Genomic DNA, 21,013 nt, shown 5'->3' with positions numbered 1-21,013 from the left:
GCGGGTGGGTTCTTGGTGGTGTCGAGCTGGTCGCCGGTGTCGCCGCTGGTTTCGGGGGTGGCGGCGGTGCAGAAGAAGAGCAGGCTGGCGGCGACGGCGGTGGGCAGCACCGTCGTGCGCACCAGACCCGAGGCGCGGACACGCTGCCCCGGCCCCTTGGCCGCGGGCCCGGCCTTGCCCGCCCGCGTCGCACCGCCCGCCTTCGTGGCCCTGCCCGCCCTGCCTGCCTTCGCGGTCTTCCCTGTCTTCCCGGCCTTCGCGGTGCCGCCTGCCTTCGTGGAGCTGCCTGCCTTCGCGGTGCCGCCCACGGTGGGCAGCTCGACGGTCGGCGCCGTCGGAACGCGCTTGGTCAGATCGACCCGAGTGGGAACGCCGTCGGCGGGCGGTGAGCCCGGCTGCGGCGTGTTCGCGGCCGCGGCAGCGGGGCGCGGGTCCGTCGGGGACTGGTGACGTCGGCGGCGACGGCTCACCGGCAGGTTCCTCCTGGCTTGGGAGGCGTCCGATGGGGCGGGCGATCACCACAGGACGCGAGGGCGCGTGGGGCAGACGTGCTCTTCGTGACCTGACCGGGGCCGCCGGCCTGACCTGCGTCGATGCACGCCAACGGCGTCCCGGCCCGGGTTGGCGCCGGGCTGGGACGCGTGGGTGCTGCACTCGGTTCAGTCACGTTGTGTAAAAATTCCGAAACGGTCGGCGGTGAACGGTCGGGCAGACCGCGAGCTATCCGCGTGCTGGATGGCCAGCGCGAGAGAACTGTGACAGATCGATGCGCTTTCCGTTACCAAAAGATCAGATGTCATGGTTGCTGTTATTTAGTTAACAGGCTCGGGGAAACGATCGCCATCCGCCGACTGACCAGTCCGTGAACTCGTCCGCCGGGAGCACCCGCATGCGCAGGTCAGCCGCCTGCGGGCGGGACGGATTCGCCGCCCGCGGTCATCGGCGCGGACGTCGGCCGCGGCGACATGGCCAGCGGCTGTGTCGTCGCCCGCCGAGGTGCCGCGGCAGGCGAGCCGAAGGTGTCTCGGCCCTTGCGCGGGGCCGTCCCACGGGCATTGACCCAGGCTGGGCGCCGGCGCTGGACGGGCTTCTCCACCAGGTAGTACGAGGCGGAGGCGAGCCCCAGGCTGACGACGAGCGCGGCTCCGGCGGAGGGCACCCGCCCGTACCGGGGGACCAACGAATCGTTGGCGACCCCGGTCACCGGGAAATGCCACAGGTAGAGGCTGTAGGAAATGCGGCCGACCCAGGACGCCGGGCGGCAGCTGAGCATGCGGTAGTACCACCCCGGACGCCGCTGGTCCGCGCCCAGGATCGCGACGGCGGCGAGGACGGCGACGAGCAGATAGCCGCCGCGGGCCATCCAGGTCGGTCGGCCGACCAGATCGGGCCCGGTGGCGAAGAGGACCACGATGGCGACCAGTGCGACGGGGCTGAAGGACGCCACCCGCCGGAGGATCGCGTCCGCGGTGGCGCGGGCCGCGTGGCGAGGGGAGACCCAGCCGCGCAGGGAGTCGTAGCGCCAGACGGCGAGCAGACAGCCGACGAGCAGGGAGTCGAACCGGGTGTCGGGGGCGTAGTAGATGCGCAGGTTCGACGCGCCGGTGGAGATCAGCACCTCACGCCAGATCAGCACGATGATCACCAGGCTGATCAGGATCTCCGGCAGGCAGCGGCGCAGCCGGCCGTTGCGGCAGATCGCAACCAGCGCGATCGGCCAGACCAGGTAGAACTGCTCTTCCAGTGAGAGCGTCCACACATGACCGAACCACGCGCCGCTGTCCGGGGGATTCAGCGTGCGCTGAATATTTGCCACGTAGAAGACCGCGGCGAGACCGTTGCGCAGGAACTGCCATTGATCGTCCGCGTCCTTGAAGAGCAGGACGAGTGGGATCCCTGCTGCTACAAAGATGTAGAAGGCGGGGAGGAGGCGGAAAGCACGGCGTGCCCAGAAGGCGCGCAGGGAGATCCAGCCTTCACGGTCACGCTCGGCCAGTAGCAGGCCGGTGATGAGGAACCCACTGAGCACCAGGAAGAGGTCGACCCCCAGATAACCCCCTGGTACCAGGCCCATATGGTGGAAGAACACGGTCAGCACCGCCAGCGCGCGCAGCCCGTCGAGCGCGGGATTGTGCCCACCGGAAGGTGTCCTCGGCGTGCTCCCGACGGGTCGCGCGGATTCGCTGCGCGTAGCTGCGGTCAGGTTTTCCAGCATGGCGTCCCCCCACGGGCACCAACGGTTCAGGACGATACTGGCGACGACAATAGACCTGCCTTTTACCGTCGGTCGAACCCGGTACCGGCCCGGCGCCCGAAGGTGCTCCGGAATGGTCTCACTCAATATCTGAACCGGATCCCGGGAGCCGGTCGGGTGGCCGCGAATCGTGGTGGCCGGTCCTGCGGTGGCGGAAGGCATTCCGGCCCCGGGAGACTCCCCACCGGGGGCCGGGCGGGTAGCGGTGGGGCGTACCCGAGGGCCGGCGGCCGGCTGACCGACGGGCGCCCCGCCGGCACGTCGAGGGGCGTCGAAGCGGCACCGAAGCAGCGTCGAGGGAGGCGCGGTGACCTGAGCGGCCGTGGCCCGGGCGCGGCGCCGTCGCGGCGAGGCTTTGCGGAATGCGGAGATTCGGCCTCGTCCGGCGAGACAATCCGAGCATGAGGTTCAGCGTGGAACGCGACGTACTCGCCGACGCTACGGGCTGGGTCGCCCGCCATCTGCCGAAGCCGACGGGTGGCGCACAGCAGGTCCTGACCGGCCTGCTCCTGGAGGCCCTGCTGCCGGACCACGCCTCGGACCACAACTCGGACCACGCCGCCGAGCGCTCCCGGGGCCGTGGTGCGCCGGCTCTGGAGATCTCGGYCTTCGATGGCGAGGTGGCGGCCCGGGCCCCGGTCGAGGCCGTCGTCACCGAACCGGGCCGGGTGGTTGTTCCCGGGCGCCTACTGGCCGACGTCGTGCGCAACCTGCCGGATGCTCCGGTGGTCGTGTGGGCCACCGCGACCCGCGTGACCATCGAATGCGGCACCGCGAGCTTCCGTATCCCCACGCTCGACGCCGAGGAATACCCGGTTCTCCCGGTGTTCCCGCCGCCGGTGGGCGAGGTCGACACGCTGGGCTTCGCCGCGGCGGTGGCGCAGGTGGCACCCGCCGCGGGCCGGGACGACTCGCTGCCGGTCCTCACCGCCGTCCGTCTGGAGATCGCCCGAGGCGGGCTGAGCCTGGTCGCGACCGACCGTTACCGGCTCGCGCTGCGCACGATTCCCTGGCAGCCCACCGTCGACGATCCCGAGGYCGTCGCGCATGTGCCGGCCCGGCTGCTCGCGGACATCGCCCGACTGCCGACCAGTGCGTCGCGGATCGCGCTCGGGATGGGCGTCGACGACAGCGGGGTCGCGCGGTTCGGTCTCTCGGTCAACGGCCGGCAGACGATCGTGCGCCTGCTGGAGGGGACCTTCCCGAACTACCGTCGGCTGCTGCCGGAGGCGTCCGCGTTCACCGTCACCGCGCAGACGTCGGTTCTCGCGTCGGCGGTGCGCAGGGTCGCGCTGGTCGCCACCCGGACGGCGCCGCTGCGCTTCACCTTCTCGGCGGGCCAGGTCCTCGCCGAGGCCGGTGACGGCGGTGGCGCGCAGGCCTGCGAGCTGGTGCCGGTCGAGTACACCGGCCCCGAGCTGTCGGTCCTGTTCAACCCCGCGTTCCTGCTCGACGGCCTGGGCGCGGTCGAGGGCGACGAGGTGGTGATCGGGTTCTCCGCGGTGGACCCGAACACCACCTCCTCCAGCCCTGCCGTGCTGACCGGCAAGGACGACGGGGAGGACTACCGCTACCTGCTCATGCCGATCCGCACCGGCGCGGCCTGACCGCCGGCACGGGGCCGGCGGTCAGAAGAGGCATCCGCCAGGGGGCCAGGGGCGTCCAGGGAGCGTCGGTCAGGGGGCCGGCGTGCTCATCGTGCCGGCGCCCGGCGTCGCGTCGGCGGCGGCCGCGGTGTCGAGCGGCCCGTCGGCGGTCACGTTGAGCGTTCCGCCCTGGTAGCCCGACTCGGGAGCGGTCGGGGAGTCCCAGCTCGCGCCTTCGGCCGGCGGGTCCGCCCACTTGTTGATGAACTCGTTCACCACGCCGGCCGAGACGGTGGTGCAGCGCTGGGTCCGGTCCCAGCCGGTCAGGACGAAGTGCTGGTTGCCCGCGAACGCGTCGCGCGTCCACGGCACCGCGATGAAGCGGTTACCGGAGTCGGCGGCGACCTTCTCCAGCGTCTTGACCTGGTCGTCCGGCAGCTCGGTGTCGTACCAGGCGACGACGAAGCCGTGCTCCAGGTTGTGGACCGCCCGCTCGATGCGGATGCCCGAGTCCGGGTTGTAGAAGCGGATCGAGTCCGGGAGCGGATCCGCGTCGTGGTTCCCGGAGGACGGCGGGGAGTTCTGGTAGTCGACCGTCTTTGTGCTGTCGACGTGGGTGTTGCCGTAGGACTCGTCGTTGCGGATCCCGGTGCAGCCCGCTGCGAGCGCGGCGGCCGACGCCGCCTCCACGTAGCCGACCTTGCGCTTCTCGCTCTTCGACTGGTTGTCGATGACGCTGTAGATGATGATCCCAGCGAGGAGGGCGAGCGCGACGAACCCGGACGTGCCGTAGATCAGAAGCGCACGCCGGCGTTCCTTCCGCCGCTGTTCCTGGCGGAGCTGATCCAGACGGCTGTTGCGCGCGGCGCTGCTTTTCCCCACGGTGTCAGATCCTACGAAGTGTCGAACAGAGCTGGGCAGGTGCGGTCCGTCCGACTCGCCGGCAGTCGCGCTCGGTCGCTGTCCCGGGTGCTGCGGCGACCCGGCGGGAACCTACAAATACCCGCAAATCGGACGGAACTCGGGCCCTCGATTTTCTCGTCACAGCTGGTGCACAGCTGCCTGAAGGCAGTTGTCGATCAACGTTCGACGATGAACGCGGTGGCATCCCGAGGCGGGCGAGGAGCCGCCGGCGCGGCTGGATGCCCGACGCCCACCACACCCATCGGTGCCCAGGTCCGCGGCAGATCCAGGACGTCGGTGACGATCTCACCGCAGAACAGCGCGGACGACACCCAGCACGAGCCCAGGCCCTCGGCAGCCAGCGCGACCAGCAGGTTCTGCACGGCGGCGCCGACCGCCACGGTGAACATGCGCTCCTCGGCCCGCGACCGGCGCTCGTCCGGATACGAGTGTGACCCGTCGCTGACCATCATCGGCACGATGAGGACGGGTGCCCGGCGCAGCACGTCACCGCGACGCAGCCGCCGGCTCACCGAGTCCTCGTCGAAGCCGTCGCGGCGCAGATCGTCCGTCCAGGCCATGGCCATGGCGTCGAGCAGGGCGTGCCGGCGGGCGTCGACCAGCACGAACCGCCAGGGCGTGGTGTGGTGCGGGGCCGGGGCGGTGATCGCGGCCGCGACCGCCTGGCGCACCGCCGCCGGGTCCACCGGGAGATCGGCGAACTCCCGCACCGTGCGGCGTGCGAACGGTGCGGACCGGCGTGCCTCGACCGTGCCGAGCTGGAACATGTCCTCGGCGAAGGGCCGCAGCAGTGCGCCGGCGCCGGCGCCGTCGTCCGGCAGCCGCCCGAAGCCGCGGACGATGGCCACCGGGGTCGCCCCCAGCTTGCCCTTCACCAGGTCGGCCGCCCCGGCGAGCTCGTCGGCCTCGGCGATCTCGGTCATGCCCAGTTCGTTGCCGTACGCATCGACATCGCCGATGTGGCTGCGCAGCGCGGCCATCCCGGCCACGCCGATGGCCATGTCGGTGAGCCCGCGGCGCCAGGGCCGCCCGGCGGTGTCGCTGATGATCACGCAGACGTCGACGCCGAGCCGCTCCCGCAGGCCGTCACGCAGGGTGCGTGCGCTGGCGTCCGGATCGACCGGCAACAGCGCGATGGAATCCTTGTTGACGTTCGACGCGTCCACGCCGGCACTCGCCAGCACCAGCCCGTGCCGGGTCTCGACGATGCGGGTCTGGCCGCGACGGGCCACCTCGCGCACGGACTCGGCGTCGATCGCCACCTGCCGGGTCGCCTCCCGGTCCTGGTCGCCGTCGATCTGGATCAACCGGCCCTCGGCCTTGGAGACGATCTTCGAGGTGACCACGAGGACGTCACCGTCGAGCAGGCCCGCGGCCCCTCCCGTACCCGGCTCTCCCACACCCGCGGCCGTGGCGATCACCTGGGCGAGGTCGTCGCCGGGGCGGATCTCCCCGATACCGGGCAGCGGCAGGATCTGCAGCCAGGTGCTCGCCGGCACTTCCGGGTCAGCCGGGGTGGCCGGGGTGGGCGGTGCAGGCTGCTGCGCGGCGGGCGGTTCGTGCGCAGGGGTGAGCGCCGCCGCCTCCGACGGGACGGCGAGCGGTGCCGAGGTGCCCGCCGGCGACGGTTCGTCCGCGGACGTCGGCGTCCCCAGTGCGGGCGTGCCCAGGGTGAAAGGATCCATGGCGGACAGCTCAGACACCGGCGAGCTCCAGTGCCGCCTCCACGATCGCCACAGTGGCCTCCAGATCGGTCATGAGAAGCGGTACGGCCTTCACGGTAGCTCCGGGTATGGCATCCGGGTCCGCTGCGACATCGGCATCCACGACGTCAACCAGCCAACCGTCGAGGAGACCGTGACCAAGCTCCCGCTCCGCGCCCCCGGAGGTGCCCTTCCGCTCGGGCGCTGAGGCCGTTTCGCCGTCGCGGTGCCGGCCGCCGTAGTGCGCGCCGACCGCACGCGCCGTGGTCTCGACGCCGATCGCCTTCAGGCAGGCGTCCGCCATGCCACGCACAGCCGCGCCACCGATGATCGGGGAGATGCCGATCACCGGGGCAAGCGTCACCCGCAGCGCGTCGGCGATCCCCGGCACCGACAGGATCGTGCCGATGGAGACCACCGGGTTGGACGGGCCGATGAGCACGACGTCGGCCGCCGCGATGGCGTCCAGCACTCCGGGCGCGGGGGCCGACTCCGCGGCGCCGACGGAGAGGATGGCCTCCGCCGGGACGGACGCCCGCAGCTTCAGCCACCACTCCTGGAAATGCACGGCCCGCCGGCCCTGGTCATCATTGATGATCACGTGGGTCTCGACGCGGTCGTCCGACATGGGCAGCAGGCGCACCCCGGGCCGCCAGCGGTCGCACAGCGCCGTGACGACGTCCGACAGCTTGTAACCGGCGTCAATCATCTGGGTACGGACGAGATGGGTGGCCAGATCGCGGTCGCCGAGACCGAACCAGCTCGGCCCCACGCCGTAGGCGGCGAGCTCACCGGAGACCACGAAGGACTCGTCCTCGCGGCCCCAGCCGCGCTCGGCGGAGATGCCTCCGCCGAGTGTGTACATGACGGTGTCGAGGTCTGGGCAGATGCGCAGACCATGCAGGGTGATGTCGTCACCCGTGTTGCCGATGACGGTGATCTCTGCGTCCGGCCGTGCCGCCCGGACACCGGTCAGAAAACGCGCGCCGCCGATTCCGCCAGCCAATGCCGTAATCCTCACCGCGCCATCCTTCCACCGCGGTTGCCGCAGGGGCGGGTCACGGTGTCGGCGCGATGCGCGTCAGTGCAGCACGCTCTCCGCGGGCAGCGGTGGCGCGGGGGAGTTCGTGGTGCTGGCCAGTGCGGCGAGCAGGTAACGGACCAGGTGGCTGGTGGGCCGGCTCGGCGCGGGGTTCGCCAGCCCGCCTTCGATCGTCGCCACCACGGCGTCCGCAGCGATCTCGCGGTCCGGCCCGGGCACGAGGTCCGCGACCGCGCTGAGCGCGAGTCCATGCAGCCATTCGTGCAGCCGCTCGTGGTATTCCATGATCGGTGGGGCGTGGGGTGCCCGTTCCGCCACGCACGGATGCAGCGTTCGCCGCTGCTCGACCGAGTCCAGCGCGGCGAAGAGCTTGTTCGCCGGCTCGTCGGGCAGCGCTGCGATGCGCTCCGTCTCACCGTCGAGCAGGCGGTTGAGCACGGCTGCGAACGCGTGGTCCTTCGAGCGGAAGTACCAGTAGACCGAGCCGGGCTCGATACCGGCGGCGCGGGCGATCTCGGCGATGGAGGTTCCGGCGAACCCGCGGGCAAGGAACTGCTGCTCGGCGACCGCGAGCAACGCGTCGATCCGTTCCTCGCGCGGGACTTCCTGACGGTTGCGTGGCACCTGATCAGGGTAACGACCTCGGCGGGACGCAGGAGGGAATTGTCTTGTACGAGCGCCATCCGCTCGTCGACGTTTCGGCTCGGGGGAGTACCCGGCCATTTCCGCCCAGGCTGTCACCGGCGGCGGCACTGTCATCACCGGTGCGGCGCGGCACGTTGACGCGTCGCGGCAGTCATCGGTGTGGGGATGTGGACGGTTGCCCTGGGTGATGCCGCCTGACTCGAAGCTGCCATCTCTTGATTCTCATTAAAGAGGGCTGTGAGATGGACACAGCTCTTCACGTCGCCGGAAGGACTGCCATGTCCGCGATCAGAGACCCACGGAGCCCTACCAGTACCGGTACCCCCAAGAGCCTCGAAGCCCTCTCCGCGTCCTTGAACCGTGCCCTGGCCGGGGCACGGGCACCACAGGTGGCGGCCGCCCGGCACGCCGACCTGCGGGGCGCCGGCCTGGCCAGGGCCAGCGCACGGACCGACAGGCTGGCCGCCCGCAGGCGCACGAACCTGCTGATCGGGACCCTTGACCGGCTCCGCGGCTCCGCGGCCGGCCGGCTCGGTGCCCGCCAGGGCGGCGCGGCCTGACCCCCGCTCAACACCGGTCGGAACTTTTCCGCTGTTTCGGACGGTTCATGACATTTCGCGACCTGTACGTACGTCCCCAAGATCATTGACCGACTATCCAGGGTGAGCGCATGACGAGTACGGCGGCTGTTCCGGGCGGAGAAGGAACCGGGGAGACGAGGAGCCTCGACCCCGGTCGCGAGCACCGTCCGGAACCGCCGCCGTCGGCCGCCGCGATGCGCCGCGCGCTGCGGCGCGCGCGTGACGGTGCCACCCTGGACGTCACCGAGGCGGCGATTCTGCTCGCCGCCCGCGGCACCGATCTCGTTGATCTGTGCGCGTCCGCGGCCAGGGTGCGTGACGCGGGGCTCGCGTCCGCGGGCCGCCCCGGAGTGGTCACCTATTCGCCCAAGGTCTTCATCCCGCTGACCCGGCTGTGCCGGGACCGCTGCCATTACTGCACCTTCGCGACCGTTCCGCACCGGCTGCCGGCGCCCTACCTCACGGTTGACGAGGTGCTCGACATCGCCCGCGCCGGGGCCCGGGCCGGCTGCGCCGAGGCGCTGTTCACCCTCGGTGACCGACCCGAGGACAGATGGCCCGCCGCCCGCGAATGGCTCGACGCCCACGGCTACGACTCCACCCTGGGCTACCTGCGTGCGGTGGCGATCGCGGTCCTGGAGGAGACCGGTCTGCTCCCGCACCTCAACCCCGGCGTGCTGAGCTGGGCGGAGCTGGCACGCCTCAAGCCGGTCGCGCCCTCCATGGGAATGATGCTGGAGACCACCGCCACGCGGCTGTGGTCGACCCCGGGCGAGGCGCACCACGGCTCGCCCGACAAGGACCCGGCGGTGCGCCTGCGGGTGCTGGCGGACGCCGGCCGGCTGTCGATCCCCTTCACGACCGGGCTGTTGCTGGGCATCGGCGAGACCCTCACCGAACGCGCCGAGACGATCTTCGCGCTGCGTGGCCTGGACCGCGAGTACGGCTCCATCCAGGAAGTGATCGTCCAGAACTTCCGCGCCAAGGACGACACCGCGATGCGTGGCGCGCCGGACGTCGGGGCGGCGGAGCTCGCGGCGGCCGTGGCGGTGACCCGACTGGTGCTCGGCCCGCGGATGCGGGTGCAGGCGCCACCCAACCTCATCGACACCGACGAGTGCGCCCTGCTGCTCTCGGCCGGGCTCGACGACTGGGGCGGGGTGTCACCCGTCACTCCGGATCACGTCAACCCGGAGCGGCCCTGGCCCGATCTGGACGTGCTGCGGACCGTGACCGAGGCGGCGGGGTTCACGCTGCGCGCGCGGCTGACCGTCCACCCCACCCATCTGGACGAGCCGTGGATCGACCCGCGCCTGACCGGGCACGTGGCGGCGCTGGCTGGCCCGGACGGACTGCTCGCCCCGCAGGCGCGTGCCACCGGGCGTCCCTGGCAGGAGCCGGACGGTGGCCTGGCCGACAGCGGCCGCACCGACCTGCACACCGCGGTGGACACGGAGGGCCGGCGTACCGCCGCGCGCTCCGACTTCGACTCGGTGTACGGCGACTGGGCTGGTCTGCGTGACCAGGTGCGCGCCGCCGGCACCGGCGTGGACGGCGTGTACGGCTCGGGTTCCCGGGCCGGGGCCGCGATGCCGGCGGGCTCCGACGGATCGGCGGGCCTTGACGGATCGGTGGGCTCCGACGGATCACAGCCGGCCACCGCAGTGCCCGGTCAGCCCTCCCGAGCGGAGCCGGAGGTGCTCGCCGCGCTGCGCCGGGCGCGTACCGACCCGGCCGGCATCACCGACGCCGAGGCCCTCGTGCTGTTCGGCGCGACCGGTCCGGCGCTGGAGGAACTGTGCCAGCTCGCGGACGACCTGCGCCGCGACGTGGTCGGCGACGACGTGACCTACGTGGTGAACCGCAACATCAACTTCACCAATGTCTGCTACACGGGCTGCCGGTTCTGCGCCTTCGCCCAGCGGCGCGGTGACGCCGACGCCTACACGCTGTCGCTGGAGGAGGTGGCCTCCCGGGTCCAGGAGGCCTGGTCGGTGGGAGCCACCGAGGTCTGCGTCCAGGGCGGCATCCATCCCGACCTGCCGGGAACCGCGTACTTCGAGCTGGCCCGCGAGATCAAGAAGGCCGTCCCGGAGCTGCACCTGCACGCGTTCTCGCCGATGGAGGTCATGAACGGTGTCAGCCGTAGCGGCCTGTCGGTGCAGGAGTGGCTCACGGCCGCCCGGGAGGCCGGCCTCGACAGCATCCCCGGCACCGCCGCGGAGATCCTCGACGACGAGGTCCGCTGGGTTCTGACCAAGGGCAAGCTGCCGACGGCCGCCTGGATCGAGGTGATCACCACCGCGCACCGGGTGGGCCTGCGCTCGTCGGCGACGATGATGTACGGCCACGTCGACACACCCGCGCACTGGGTGGCCCACCTGCGGTTGCTGCGCCGCATCCAGGAGGAGACGGGCGGGTTCACGGAGTTCGTCGGGCTGCCGTTCGTGCACCACAGCTCGCCGATCTACCTGGCCGGGGTAGCCCGGCCCGGCCCCACCGTTCAGGAGAACCGGGCGGTGCACGCGATGGCCCGGATCCTGTTGCACGGAGCGATCGCCAACATCCAGTGCTCGTGGGTGAAGCTCRGGACCGACGGCTGCGCGCAGGTGCTCGCGGGTGGGGTCAACGACCTCGGGGGCACACTGATGGAGGAGACCATTAGTCGAATGGCGGGCTCCCAGCATGGCTCTCGCCGCTCCATCGCGGAGCTGGAGGAGATCGCCGCGGCCGCCGGCCGGCCCGCTCGGCAGCGGACCACTACCTACGGTGTGGTCTCCTCGGAACGCCTCGCAGCCGCACGTGGTGACGCTGCGCGCACCATGCTCGCGATCGTGACCTGAGGAGCGTCACAGCTCGTTCGTGTCACTACTCTATGTGACCGACGTCTCGATGGCTCGCTGTCGGTGCTGGTGATCGGTGTAAGTTCGGGTTGGATGTCCGGATATTTCGGCGTCCGATATGGGGGAGTTCGCCCTCAGGGCTGAGATCGAACATCGCGCCCCCGCCTCTCGGATTGTCACTCTCCGTAGTAGAGCATCGGTCAACGGGGACCCTCTGTGACGGGCCCTAGTGACTGTGAGCTATGGTCTCATCGCTGGTTGTAGAAGATGTTGCGTCGGTGGGGTTGACGCGGCCAAGTCTGGCGCGTGTAATTACCGGCGTGTCATTCCCCCCGTCGGCGGGGCTCGTGAGGTAGAGCGAGGTCCAGTCGGTGTGGATCCAAGGCACCGCGCGCCGGCGTCCGGGGGGTGGCCGACCGCACCGCGACGGGTCTGGAGGAGTCCATATGGAGCACGCCGACGCGGGCGTCCACACCGTCCTGGCGGACGTCGAGCGTCCCGCTCAGTACCACCCCGGGCCGGGGGAGGAGGCCGCGCACGCGGCCGCGCCGCTGCCGGTCCCCGCGCCACCGCCTGTCCCCGTTGTTCCCGCGTCCGCCGCGTTGGTCGGCACCGGGCCGCACCCGATCCCGGTGACAGCGAACGCCACCGTCGTCGCGCCGCCGGCCATGCCCGGTCTCGGCCGGCAGGAGCTGGTCGGGTCCGGCCACGGCACCGATGTCGACGACCTCGACGACAGCGATCTGGACGAGGACGATGACGAGGAAGACGAGGAAGACGACGAGAGCGGCGTCCTCGTCAGCCCGGGTGACGTGCGCCTGACCCAGGTGGACGGGCCGTTGGCCGACTCCCTCGCCCAGGTCATCGACATCGGCTTCGGTGATCTGCTCGGCGAGGTGATGGAGTGGCAGGAGCGCGCGCTGTGCGCGCAGACCGATCCGGAGGCGTTCTTCCCTGAGAAGGGCGGTTCGACCCGGGAGGCGAAACGCATCTGCTCCGGCTGTGAGGTCCGCATCGAGTGCCTCGAGTACGCCCTGGAGAACGACGAGCGTTTCGGTATCTGGGGGGGCATGTCCGAACGGGAACGGCGCAAGCAGCGCCGGCGAGCCGTCTGACGGCGGATCACACCGACGGCGCCCGCGATGACTACACCAACGCGGGGCGCCGATCGGGATCCGTGGGCGGTTCGTCCGCGAGATGCGGTTCGTTCTGGCCAGCAGGTCATCGGGATCGTCGTCACGCGCCACGGCGATCCAGGCCATTCGTGCGCCCCGGCGGGTGACCCGGGTGATCCGGGCGGGGCGGTGGCAGCGCTTGCCACCGCGCTCCGTCCCCCGGAGCGGATCATCGTGGTGCGTCTCGGTGGCCTCGCCATCCCGTCGCAACGCACCGCACAGCCCGTCGGTGCCGAGCCGCGCCACGAGGTACTGAACCTTCCGAGCACAACGTCGTTCGGCGCCGCTGTCGCCGCCGCCGTCTCGCGGGTGGAGCGGGCGGGCGCCCCCGACGTCTTCTACTGGCTTCTCCACGACGGCGCCGTGCCTGCGCACGACGCACTGGACCGCCTGCTCACCTATGCCCGGGTCGACCGGAGCGCCGCGGTGCTGGGCCCCAGCCTGCACGCGGCCTCAGATAACGGCGCCGCACAGGAGGCGGGTCCCCAGCCGGCGGCCGGCTCCTCACCCGCTGTCGGCGTCCCACGGGTGGGCGGCGTCCCGCTCGAGGCCGGCGTGACCGTCGACCGGGCGGGGCGGCGCGTCACGCGAGGCGCGACCGGCCGGCACGACGCCGTGCGGGATGTGCTGGCGGTCTCCTGCACGGGAATGCTGATCCGGGCCGCGGCCTGGGAGCGGCTCGGTGGGCTCGCCGTCGATCTCACGGCAGGTCTCGACCTCGACCTGGGCGTGCGCGCGGCGAGGGCAGGCCTGCGGGTGGTGGCGGTCCCCCGGGCCGTGGTGGCGATCAGACCGACGACCCGGGTCGATATCCCGCTGCTTCCCCGGCTCGACGAGCGGTCCGGGCGGTCCGAGCGGGCCGGGCACGCCGGGAGCGTGTGGGCCGGCGGGGCGGCCAGATCCGACCAGGCGGCCCTCGACCGGGCCGCGAGAGCCGCCGGTATGCGGGTGCGGCTGGCGCTCACTGCCGCCCCGCTGCTGCCGTTCGCGTTGATCGCGCTGGGCGTCGCCGGGGCTGCCCGCGCCTGCGCGCGGCTGTCGCACCGGGGCGGCCGTTGGCACGCAGCGGTGGCCGAGGTGTGGGTGGTGAGCACTGTCCTAGCCCGGCCGTGGAGACTGGCACGGCTGCGGCGCCGGGCGGGCCGCCGCGCGGTGGTCCCGCGCCGGGTGGTGCGGGAGCTGCTCCCGCGCCGCCCCACAGGCACCGGCCTCGACCTCGATTCCGATTCCGATCCGGATGGCGGCCTGGCCGCCGGCGCCGGCGCCGGCGTTGACGTCGGCGGCCAGGCCGGCCTGGCCGTGCGGGGCCGGGTCGGCGCCCGGAACGCGGCCCCGCCCCGGGCCTTCGCGGCGCTGACGGCGGTGCTCCTGGCGGCCGGAGCAGCCGCGGTGCGTCGGCTGCCCGCGGACCTGGTCGGTGGCGGAGTGCCGATGCCCCGCACCGCGGGCGATTTGTGGTCCATCGTGTGGTCTGGTTGGCACGACGTGTCTGGCGGGGCACTCGGCTGGGCGGGTCCGGCTCCGCCCTGGACGCCCGGGCTCGCCCTGCTGGCCTCCATCGTGGCACCGGCCGGCCTGGACGTCCCCGCCCTCTGTTCGGTCCTGCTCGCGCTGGCCCCCGCGGTGGCCGCGTCGAGCACCTACCTCGCGTCGGCCCGCATCACCGGCTCGGCGCGGGTGCGCGTCGGCCTCGCGGCGTTGTACGCGGTCTCCCCGCCGATGGCGGAGTCGGTGGTGGCCGGTCGGCTCGAGACCGCCGTGGCGCTGGCCGTGCTCCCCACCGTGCTGGCGGCCGGCGACCAGGTGCTGCGCGGTCAGCACCGGCCGGTCTGGTTCGGCGACTGGCCGGCGTGGCGTCTCGCGGTGGGGCTCGCCGTTGTCGTGGCCTGTGCGCCGCTGCTGGCGATTATCGCGCTGGTGGGCCTTCCGGTGGCCTTCTGGGCGTCCCGCCGGGCCGGGCGCCGGGCGTCCCGAGGCGCGCGCAGCCCTGGTGCGGCCGGCTGCTCGACGGCCCCGCTCGGCGTGGGCCTGCTCAGCCTGCTCTGTGTGCTGTCTGTCGGCATGCTCCCCCTGGTGCCCGCCGCGGTCGCGGGTCGTCCCGGCCTGTGGGCGGCGGTGGGGCTCGCCCAGCTGTCCGGCTCCGAACGGACCGGCCTCATCGCCGGCGCACCCGGTGATGAGGCCCGCGCGACCGCCCTGTGGCTTTTTGTAGTCCTCTGCGTCCTGCTCATCGTGTTGTCGCGGCTGCGGGTCACCCGCCTCCGTACAGGCACGGGCACGGGCTCACACACGGGCACGAACCCGGAAGCGGGCACGAGCCCGCGCACGGCCCGGGGCGGCGGGAGAAACGGGGCGGTCGGCTGGGCGCTCGCCGGCGCCGGCCTGCTCGAGGTGGCCCTTGCCGTGCCCCTCGCTCACGCCTGGCCGGACGCGGCGTCCCCGCCCGTGGCCACGGCCGCGAGTGCGCTGGCCGGTGTCTGGGTGGGCCCGCAGTACGGTCTCGCCTGCGCCGGCCTGCTGATCGTCATCGGTGTGGCCCGGATGTCCGGGCCCACGGCCGGTCGTCCGGTGACCGGGGGCCGCGCCGAGGAGGCCGCCGGCCGGCCGGCGGCGGGCCGGCGTTCGTGGGGCGCGCGCGGTGCCTCGCTGGTGGCCGGTCTCCTCACCGCCGTCGCGGTGCCCGCGTTCGCCGTGGGCTTCCTCGTCGCGCCGGCGACGGAACGGCCGGACGACGCCCTGGTCCGCTCCATCGCCGGCCTGACCAGGACGGGCGGAACCGGTGCCCGGGTCCTGGTACTACGCGGCACACCCCCGGATCGGGCCAGCTACACGCTCGCGACGCAGGATGGCCCGGGCTTCCCGCAGGCCTCCCCCTACCGCCCTTCGAACGCCTCGGACGCGCTGGCCCGCCTCGTCGCGGATCTGTCAGCCGGCGTCCCGGATGCCGCTGAAGGTCTGGCTGCGTTCGGCGTCGGGGCGGTCGTCACCCCCGAGGAGGCAGACCCGTCGCTGCTCACGGCGCTGGACGCCGTGAGCGGCCTGTGGCGTGACCGGCTCGGTGCCGGCGTCCTGGTCTGGCGGCCAGTGGACCCCGCGACCGGTGAGAACCAGCCCGCCGCGCTCGTGCGGCTTGTCCGGGGCGGTGCCGGGACGTCCGCGGGGCACCCGGCGACCGAGCGGCGCGTGGGCACGGCCCTGGACGGATTCGGGCCGACCGCCGCCGGACTCGCCGGCACTGCGCGGCTCCCGGCCGGCACGGCGGGCCGCCGCGTGGTCCTCGCCGAGCCTGCCGACCCGGGATGGCGGGCGACCCTGGACGGTCGGCAGCTATCCGCGGCTGTGGCGTCGGGCTGGGCACAGGCCTTCGACCTCCCGGAAGGCGGCGGCCTGCTGCGAATCTCCTACGACCACGGGCGGCACCGGGACGCCGTGCTCGCCACCGCCGTGGCCGCGGGAACCGTGCTGACCGTGGGCGTCCTGGCCGCCCTCACGGGGCGTGTGCCGACCAGGCGGTTCCGGCGTCGGCCGCCAGCTCGACAGCAGCCTCCGGTGCGGTGGGGAGGGCCTCCTGATGCGGCCTGACAACGGTCGATCGAGACGGCGGGTTCCCCGCGTGCTCGCCCCGCTCGGTCTCGTCTGCCTGGCGGCGCTGGGCGCGTCCGCGTTGACGACGGCGGGCACCCGTCCGCCGTCGTCCCAGCCGAAGCCGGTCACCGCCGTCACGCTGYTGTGCCCTGACCTGGGCCTGGGCAACCGGGTCGCGCAGATTGTCGATCTGGTGCGCGGATCGGGGCCGGGTGGGTCGGTCCAGCCGTCCCGTGGCCAGGAGCTGCTCGGTGGCGATCGTCAGCATGACGAGCTGTTGTTCCTCCCACCCACCGACCCGTCCTTCGCCGGTGAGGGCGCTGACAGCGACGAGAGCGCTGACAGCGACGAGGCGACTGGCACCGGCGACGCGGCTGACATCGGCGAGGCGACTGGCACCGGCGAGGCGACCGCTGCCGGCCAGGCCGGCAGCCCGCTACGGCTCGTCGCGGCCGGCCCGGCAGCGGCCGGCCTCACCGCCACGGTGACGTCGCCCGGGGCGGGAGCGGGCCCGCTGCGGGCCCGCTGCGAGCAACCTCGCGCGCGGACCTGGTTCGCTGGCCCGTCCACCCTCGCGGGCCGCGACCCCGTCCTGTATCTGGCAAATCCCGGCCCACGACCCGCGCGGGTGGACGTGGGCGCGGTGTCGTCGAACGGCGCGGCGCCGCGGACGGAGATCACCATCCCGCCCGGCCGGACGGTCGGGCGGCGCCTCACGGAGTTCGCTCCCGAAGCCGAGACGACCGCCATCGACGTGCAGGCCCGCACGGGACGGGTACTGAGCTGGCTGGTCGACCGCGCCACCGGCAGCGGACCACAGCAGGCCACACCGGTCCCGCCGACTGCCGAACCGGCGGCCAGGGCGTTGGTGGGCGGTCTGCTCACCCCGGCGGCGACTGCCGGCGGCCCACGGCAGCCGCCCGCGGAGCTGGTGCTCTCGGCCCCGGGCGGGGCGGCGACGGTGCGCGTCACCGTGATCACGAGTGCCGGTGGCCATGTTCCCGTCGGCCTGGAAGCGGTGCGGATTCCGGCGTCGACGACGGTGCACCGGCCGGTGGCCCTGCCGTCGGCGACGCCGTCAGCCCTGCTCGTCGAGTCGGCGGACGGAACCGGGGTCGTCGCGGCGCTTGCGCTGCCCACCGGCACGTCGGTCGGGCCTGCCTGGGTCGCCGCGGCCGCGCCTGAGCGTCCTCGCTGGGACGGCCTGGTCGTCGGGGAGACGGGTGCCGCCGGGCCGACCCCGTCACGGCTCGTCGTCGCGGCGGCACCGGTGCCGAGATGGACCGCCGGCGCGCTCGTGCTGGTCGCGCCCGACCGGGACGCGACAGCCTGGGTGGACGGCAATCGGGTCGAGGTCGGGGCCGCCACGGCGGTCCTGGTGTCGCTGCCGGCGGACAGGGCCGGTGTCCGGGTGGTCGGCGTGGGCGGGACGCTCGTCGCGACCCAGGTGCTGGGCAACGGCCCGCCGCCCGTCAGTCCGCCACCCGATGGCCTGGCGCCAGACGGCCCGGCGACCAGCGGTGCGGCGACCAGCGGTGCGGCGGCCAGCGGTGCGGCGGCCAGCGGTGCGGTCCCGATAGCGGTGGGCCCGGCCGTTTCCGGCAAACTGCCCGCGCCTGTCCCGCAGACGATCTCCGCCGTCGTCCCGCTCGCCGGGGCGTGGCGGTTCCGCAGCGGGCCGGCACCGCTGGCCGATCCCGGGGTTCTCCACCAGCGGAACCTGTCCCGCTGATCCGTCCAGTTCGGTGCTTCCCGGTACTGCTTGGTGTTTCTCGGCCCGGTGCGCCCAGGACGCTTGTCGCAGGTCGCGTCCCGCGGCCGTTGCTACCGGACAAGAGCCGAGGATCTTGATCGCCGGGACAAACCAAAATCCCTCGACTCTCCGCGCCGCCGTTTCCCTGGCCTGGCCGGTCAGACGGGTGGGCCGGTCAGGCGGGCGGGCCGGTCAGGCGGGCGGGCCGGTCAGGCGGGCGGGCCGGTCAGGCGGGCGGGCCGGTCAGGCGGGCGGGGGTCAGACGGGCGGGCCGGCCGCGAAGACCCGCCCGGTACCGGTGAGCCTGAGGGTGGCCGAGCCGGTCACCAGCGCCGAGCATCCCCGGCTCAGTGTCATCGGCGCGAGCGCGGTGCCTGAACCGTCCGTTCCGGACACCTCGACCTCGCCCTCCACCGCCAGCAGGATGGACGGATTGGCGAGGCTGACCGGCCCGCCGGTGCAGACGGCCTCCCGCAGCGAGAAGTCATCCACCGGCACCACCCAGGTCCGCAGCAGGCCGCCGGGGCCGGTCGTCAGGGTTCGGGGACGCAGCACCGGCGCACCGGTCGGCCGCGGGTCGAGGATGCGCAGCAGCTCGTTGACGTCGATGTGCTTGGGCGTGAGACCACCGCGCAGCACATTGTCCGACGTGGCCATGATCTCGATGCCGACGCCCTGGATGTAGGCGTGCAGCAGCCGCGCGGGCTGGAACAGCCCCTCGCCGGGCTGAAGCGTGACGTCGTTGAGGAGCAGCGCCGCCGCGATGCCGACATCGCCGGGATGGGTCGCGGCGAGCAGCCGCACCAGATCAGCCGCGCGGCGTAGCTCGGCGTCGGCGTCGGCGGGCACCCGCTCGGCGGCGCTCACCACACCGGCCGCGAGGTCGACACCGGCCTGCGCCGGCAGGGTGAGCAGGCTACGCAGCACCTGGGTCGCGCCGCCGGTCGGGTCGGTCGCCAGTGGCGCGAACGCCGCGATCAGACCGGGGTGACCCAGCCCGCGCGCGATCGCCAGCGTGGTGGCCGGAGCGCGGATGCCGGCCAGCGCCCGGAACGGCGTGAGCGCGACGATCAGCTCGGGCTTGTGGTTGCGGTCGCGGTAGCGCCGGCGCGGATCGCCCAGCGCGATGCCGGCGGCCTGGTCCGCGTCGAAGCCGGCGCGGGCCTGGTCGAGGTCGGGATGGACCTGAAGCGACAAGGCCTTGTCGGCCGCGAGCACCTTCAGCAGGAAGGGAAGCTCGCCGACCAGGTCCGCCGCGGCACGGCGGGCGCCCAGATCGGCCGCACGCGGCCGCGGGGCGGGCTCCACCACCTCGGCCGGGGCCTGCGGATGAGTACCCAGCCACAGTTCGGCGACGGGCTCCCCGTCGGCCGGAACACCGAGCAGCTCGGGGATGGCGGTGGTGGAGCCCCAGGCATACCGCTGGGACTGACCGAAAAGCTCAAGGACGCGAACCGGGCTGCGGCCTGGTGGCGTACGTACTGTCGGCACCGGCGACGTGCCGGTCGCCGTGCCCGTGCCCGTACTTGTGGTGGCGGTGGACATTTCGCCGGTGCCCGCGCTGGCGGTGCTCGTGCTGCCGCTGTCGGTGCCTGCGGCGCTGGTCGGCGCGGTCTCCCCGATGGTCACACGTATCTCCGTCCCCGCCTCGGCGGTCGTGACTCGGTTCTGGCCTGGAGTCGGGCGAATGTCGCGACAGGCCTATTCCTCGTCGCCCCAGCCATGACCTTCGGGGTCGATCACTGCTGGGTCGACGTCCATCATCTCAGCCACCTGATGGATGATCGCGTCGAGGACGAGCTCCGCGAGATCCTCGGTGATGAGGGCACGCGCCTCCAGCGGACGCCGGTAGACGACGATCCGCCGGGGTGTGGCGGAACGGCCCTTGCCGCTCGCCGGCTGGTAGGCCGCGAGCGGAACGTTGTCGTCGGTGGCCGGGTCGACGGGGGGCACGTCCTCGACCGCGAACTCGACGTCGGCCAGCTCGGCGGACCATCTGTGGTCCAGGTGTTCGACCGCGTCCAGGACGAGGTCGTCGAAGCGCTCACCGCGGGTCGCGTAGGCGGGCACATCGGGCGGGAGCAGCGTGCCACGCATGCCACGGCCGCGGCGGTCACGCCGGCGGCGCGGCGGGACCGGACGCGTGGCCGTGGGAAAGAGCGCCCTGGGCGTGCCGGCGGGTTCGGCCATCGTGACAGAGTAACGCCATTTCTTCCGGACGATCACAGCGACGGTGTGGCCGGGAGGCCGGCGGAGGCCCGCAACCCCCACGTAGGGGTACCCGACCAGGAGCGACACGACGTCAGAAGCCGGTTTTGGTCGAAGTGCGCCCGTAGTTCTGGTGTAATTGTATGCGTGGAGCAACCGAGTGATAAGCGCTGCGTCACAGTGACCTCTGTCGGTGCGCGACACGACGGGCGGTGGTGGCCGTCGTCCGTTCCGGGGTCTACCGTCCGGAACGTGAAGCCTCGGCGCTGCTCCCGCTCGGCCTGTTCCGCGGCCGCGATCGCCACGCTCACCTACGCCTACGCGGAGTCCACCGCCGTACTCGGTCCGCTGTCGCCGTTCGTCGAGCCGCACTCCTACGACCTGTGTGGGGTCCACGCTGATCGGCTGACGGTGCCGCTCGGCTGGGCGGTGGTCCGCCTGGAGGCCGAGCAACAGTCCGGGCCGGAGCGGGCAGCCGACGACATCGAGGCGCTTGCGGACGCCGTACGTGACACCACGCCGCGTCGTGGCCCGGAACCGCCCGGCGGCTCTGGGCCCGTGCCGCCTGGCCCGCCCGGTCCGGCCGGTCCGTCGGGTCCGCCCGGGGGGCGTCGCGGTCATCTGCGCGCCGTGCCGAGCCCGTCCTAGGGCCCGGCGGTAGTGCCACAGCGGTAGTGCCACAGCGGTAGGGCCGCAGCGGCCCACTTGTCCAAA

14 protein-coding genes and 1 pseudogene are annotated in these 21,013 nt (G+C 72.8%); 7 read left to right on the top strand and 8 right to left on the bottom strand.

All coding sequences use genetic code 11. The features are described from left to right. Both CcI49_RS33985 and CcI49_RS33980 read right to left on the bottom strand, forming a co-directional pair. Nucleotides 1-470, bottom strand: a pseudogene (locus CcI49_RS33985) (hypothetical protein); the annotation flags it as partial. Between the two features lie 428 nt (nt 471-898). Further along, the gene (locus CcI49_RS33980) at nt 899-2,215 is read right to left on the bottom strand and encodes an acyltransferase (RefSeq protein ID WP_076833438.1); all 1,317 of its coding nucleotides are present in this window, start codon (nt 2,213-2,215) and stop codon (nt 899-901) included. 440 nt (nt 2,216-2,655) lie between these two features. On the opposite strand from CcI49_RS33980, the gene dnaN reads away from it, so the two are divergent. Then, the gene (gene dnaN, locus CcI49_RS33975; RefSeq protein ID WP_076833437.1) at nt 2,656-3,861 is read left to right on the top strand and encodes a DNA polymerase III subunit beta; all 1,206 of its coding nucleotides are present in this window, start codon (nt 2,656-2,658) and stop codon (nt 3,859-3,861) included. A 69-nt stretch (nt 3,862-3,930) separates the two neighbouring features. Here the strand turns inward: dnaN and CcI49_RS33970 are convergent, their stop codons facing one another. The 4 genes from CcI49_RS33970 to CcI49_RS33955 form a co-directional block, all read right to left on the bottom strand. Continuing rightward, on the bottom strand, nt 3,931-4,722 hold the full coding sequence (locus CcI49_RS33970) for a DUF3105 domain-containing protein (protein WP_054570580.1): 792 nt from the start codon (nt 4,720-4,722) through the stop codon (nt 3,931-3,933). 197 nt (nt 4,723-4,919) lie between these two features. Next, on the bottom strand, nt 4,920-6,467 hold the full coding sequence (locus CcI49_RS33965) for a coenzyme F420-0:L-glutamate ligase (protein ID WP_083473843.1): 1,548 nt from the start codon (nt 6,465-6,467) through the stop codon (nt 4,920-4,922). Then, nucleotides 6,460-7,488 carry a 2-phospho-L-lactate transferase gene (gene cofD, locus CcI49_RS33960; protein ID WP_054570581.1) on the bottom strand — a complete coding sequence of 343 codons (1,029 nt, stop codon included), beginning with the start codon at nt 7,486-7,488 and terminating at the stop codon, nt 6,460-6,462. Before cofD ends, CcI49_RS33965 begins: the two co-directional genes overlap by 8 nt. Before the next feature lie 60 nt (nt 7,489-7,548). Then, on the bottom strand, nt 7,549-8,133 hold the full coding sequence (locus CcI49_RS33955) for a TetR/AcrR family transcriptional regulator (protein WP_054570582.1): 585 nt from the start codon (nt 8,131-8,133) through the stop codon (nt 7,549-7,551). Between the two features lie 299 nt (nt 8,134-8,432). Between CcI49_RS33955 and CcI49_RS33950 the strand changes: the two genes are divergently transcribed. From CcI49_RS33950 to CcI49_RS33930, 5 genes are all read left to right on the top strand, one after another. Continuing rightward, complete coding sequence (locus CcI49_RS33950; RefSeq protein WP_006538416.1) at nt 8,433-8,714, top strand: hypothetical protein; 282 nt, start codon at nt 8,433-8,435, stop codon at nt 8,712-8,714. A 110-nt stretch (nt 8,715-8,824) separates the two neighbouring features. After that, entirely contained in the window at nt 8,825-11,578 is a 2,754-nt protein-coding gene (locus tag CcI49_RS33945) for a bifunctional FO biosynthesis protein CofGH (protein ID WP_076833436.1), read from the top strand. Between the two features lie 446 nt (nt 11,579-12,024). After that, a complete protein-coding gene (locus CcI49_RS44295) occupies nt 12,025-12,693 on the top strand; it encodes a WhiB family transcriptional regulator (RefSeq protein ID WP_054570584.1) in 669 nt (222 codons plus the stop codon). 189 nt (nt 12,694-12,882) lie between these two features. After that, on the top strand, nt 12,883-16,335 hold the full coding sequence (locus CcI49_RS33935) for a glycosyltransferase (protein WP_076833434.1): 3,453 nt from the start codon (nt 12,883-12,885) through the stop codon (nt 16,333-16,335). Nucleotides 16,336-16,366: 31 nt separating this feature from the next. Beyond that, entirely contained in the window at nt 16,367-18,070 is a 1,704-nt protein-coding gene (locus tag CcI49_RS33930) for a DUF5719 family protein (RefSeq protein ID WP_241840389.1), read from the top strand. 279 nt (nt 18,071-18,349) lie between these two features. Here CcI49_RS33930 and manA read toward each other — a convergent pair whose 3' ends face one another. Together manA and CcI49_RS33920 are read right to left on the bottom strand one after the other, a co-directional pair. Then, nucleotides 18,350-19,720, bottom strand: coding sequence for a mannose-6-phosphate isomerase, class I (manA, locus tag CcI49_RS33925; RefSeq protein ID WP_076833431.1), 1,371 nt, complete (start codon nt 19,718-19,720; stop codon nt 18,350-18,352). A gap of 72 nt (nt 19,721-19,792) precedes the next feature. Continuing rightward, nucleotides 19,793-20,188, bottom strand: coding sequence for a metallopeptidase family protein (locus tag CcI49_RS33920; RefSeq protein WP_035949045.1), 396 nt, complete (start codon nt 20,186-20,188; stop codon nt 19,793-19,795). Between the two features lie 363 nt (nt 20,189-20,551). Here CcI49_RS33920 and CcI49_RS33915 point away from each other — a divergent pair, with 363 nt between their 5' ends. Beyond that, nucleotides 20,552-20,947, top strand: coding sequence for a DUF3499 domain-containing protein (locus tag CcI49_RS33915; RefSeq protein WP_054570588.1), 396 nt, complete (start codon nt 20,552-20,554; stop codon nt 20,945-20,947). Nucleotides 20,948-21,013: the final 66 nt, after the last annotated feature.

This window comes from Frankia sp. CcI49 (assembly GCF_001983215.1).
GTDB classification, from domain to species: Bacteria; Actinomycetota; Actinomycetes; order Frankiales; family Frankiaceae; genus Parafrankia; species Parafrankia irregularis.
This window is presented reverse-complemented; position numbering and strand designations above follow the sequence as displayed.

Excerpts from the sequence above, each read along its gene's own strand:
- CcI49_RS33980 (WP_076833438.1), bottom strand. The coding sequence starts at position 2,215 with ATGCTGGAAAACCTGACCGCAGCTACGCGCAGCGAATCCGCGCGACCC.
- CcI49_RS33950 (WP_006538416.1), top strand. The coding sequence starts at position 8,433 with ATGTCCGCGATCAGAGACCCACGGAGCCCTACCAGTACCGGTACCCCC.
- CcI49_RS44295 (WP_054570584.1), top strand. The coding sequence starts at position 12,025 with ATGGAGCACGCCGACGCGGGCGTCCACACCGTCCTGGCGGACGTCGAG.
- CcI49_RS33920 (WP_035949045.1), bottom strand. The coding sequence starts at position 20,188 with ATGCGTGGCACGCTGCTCCCGCCCGATGTGCCCGCCTACGCGACCCGC.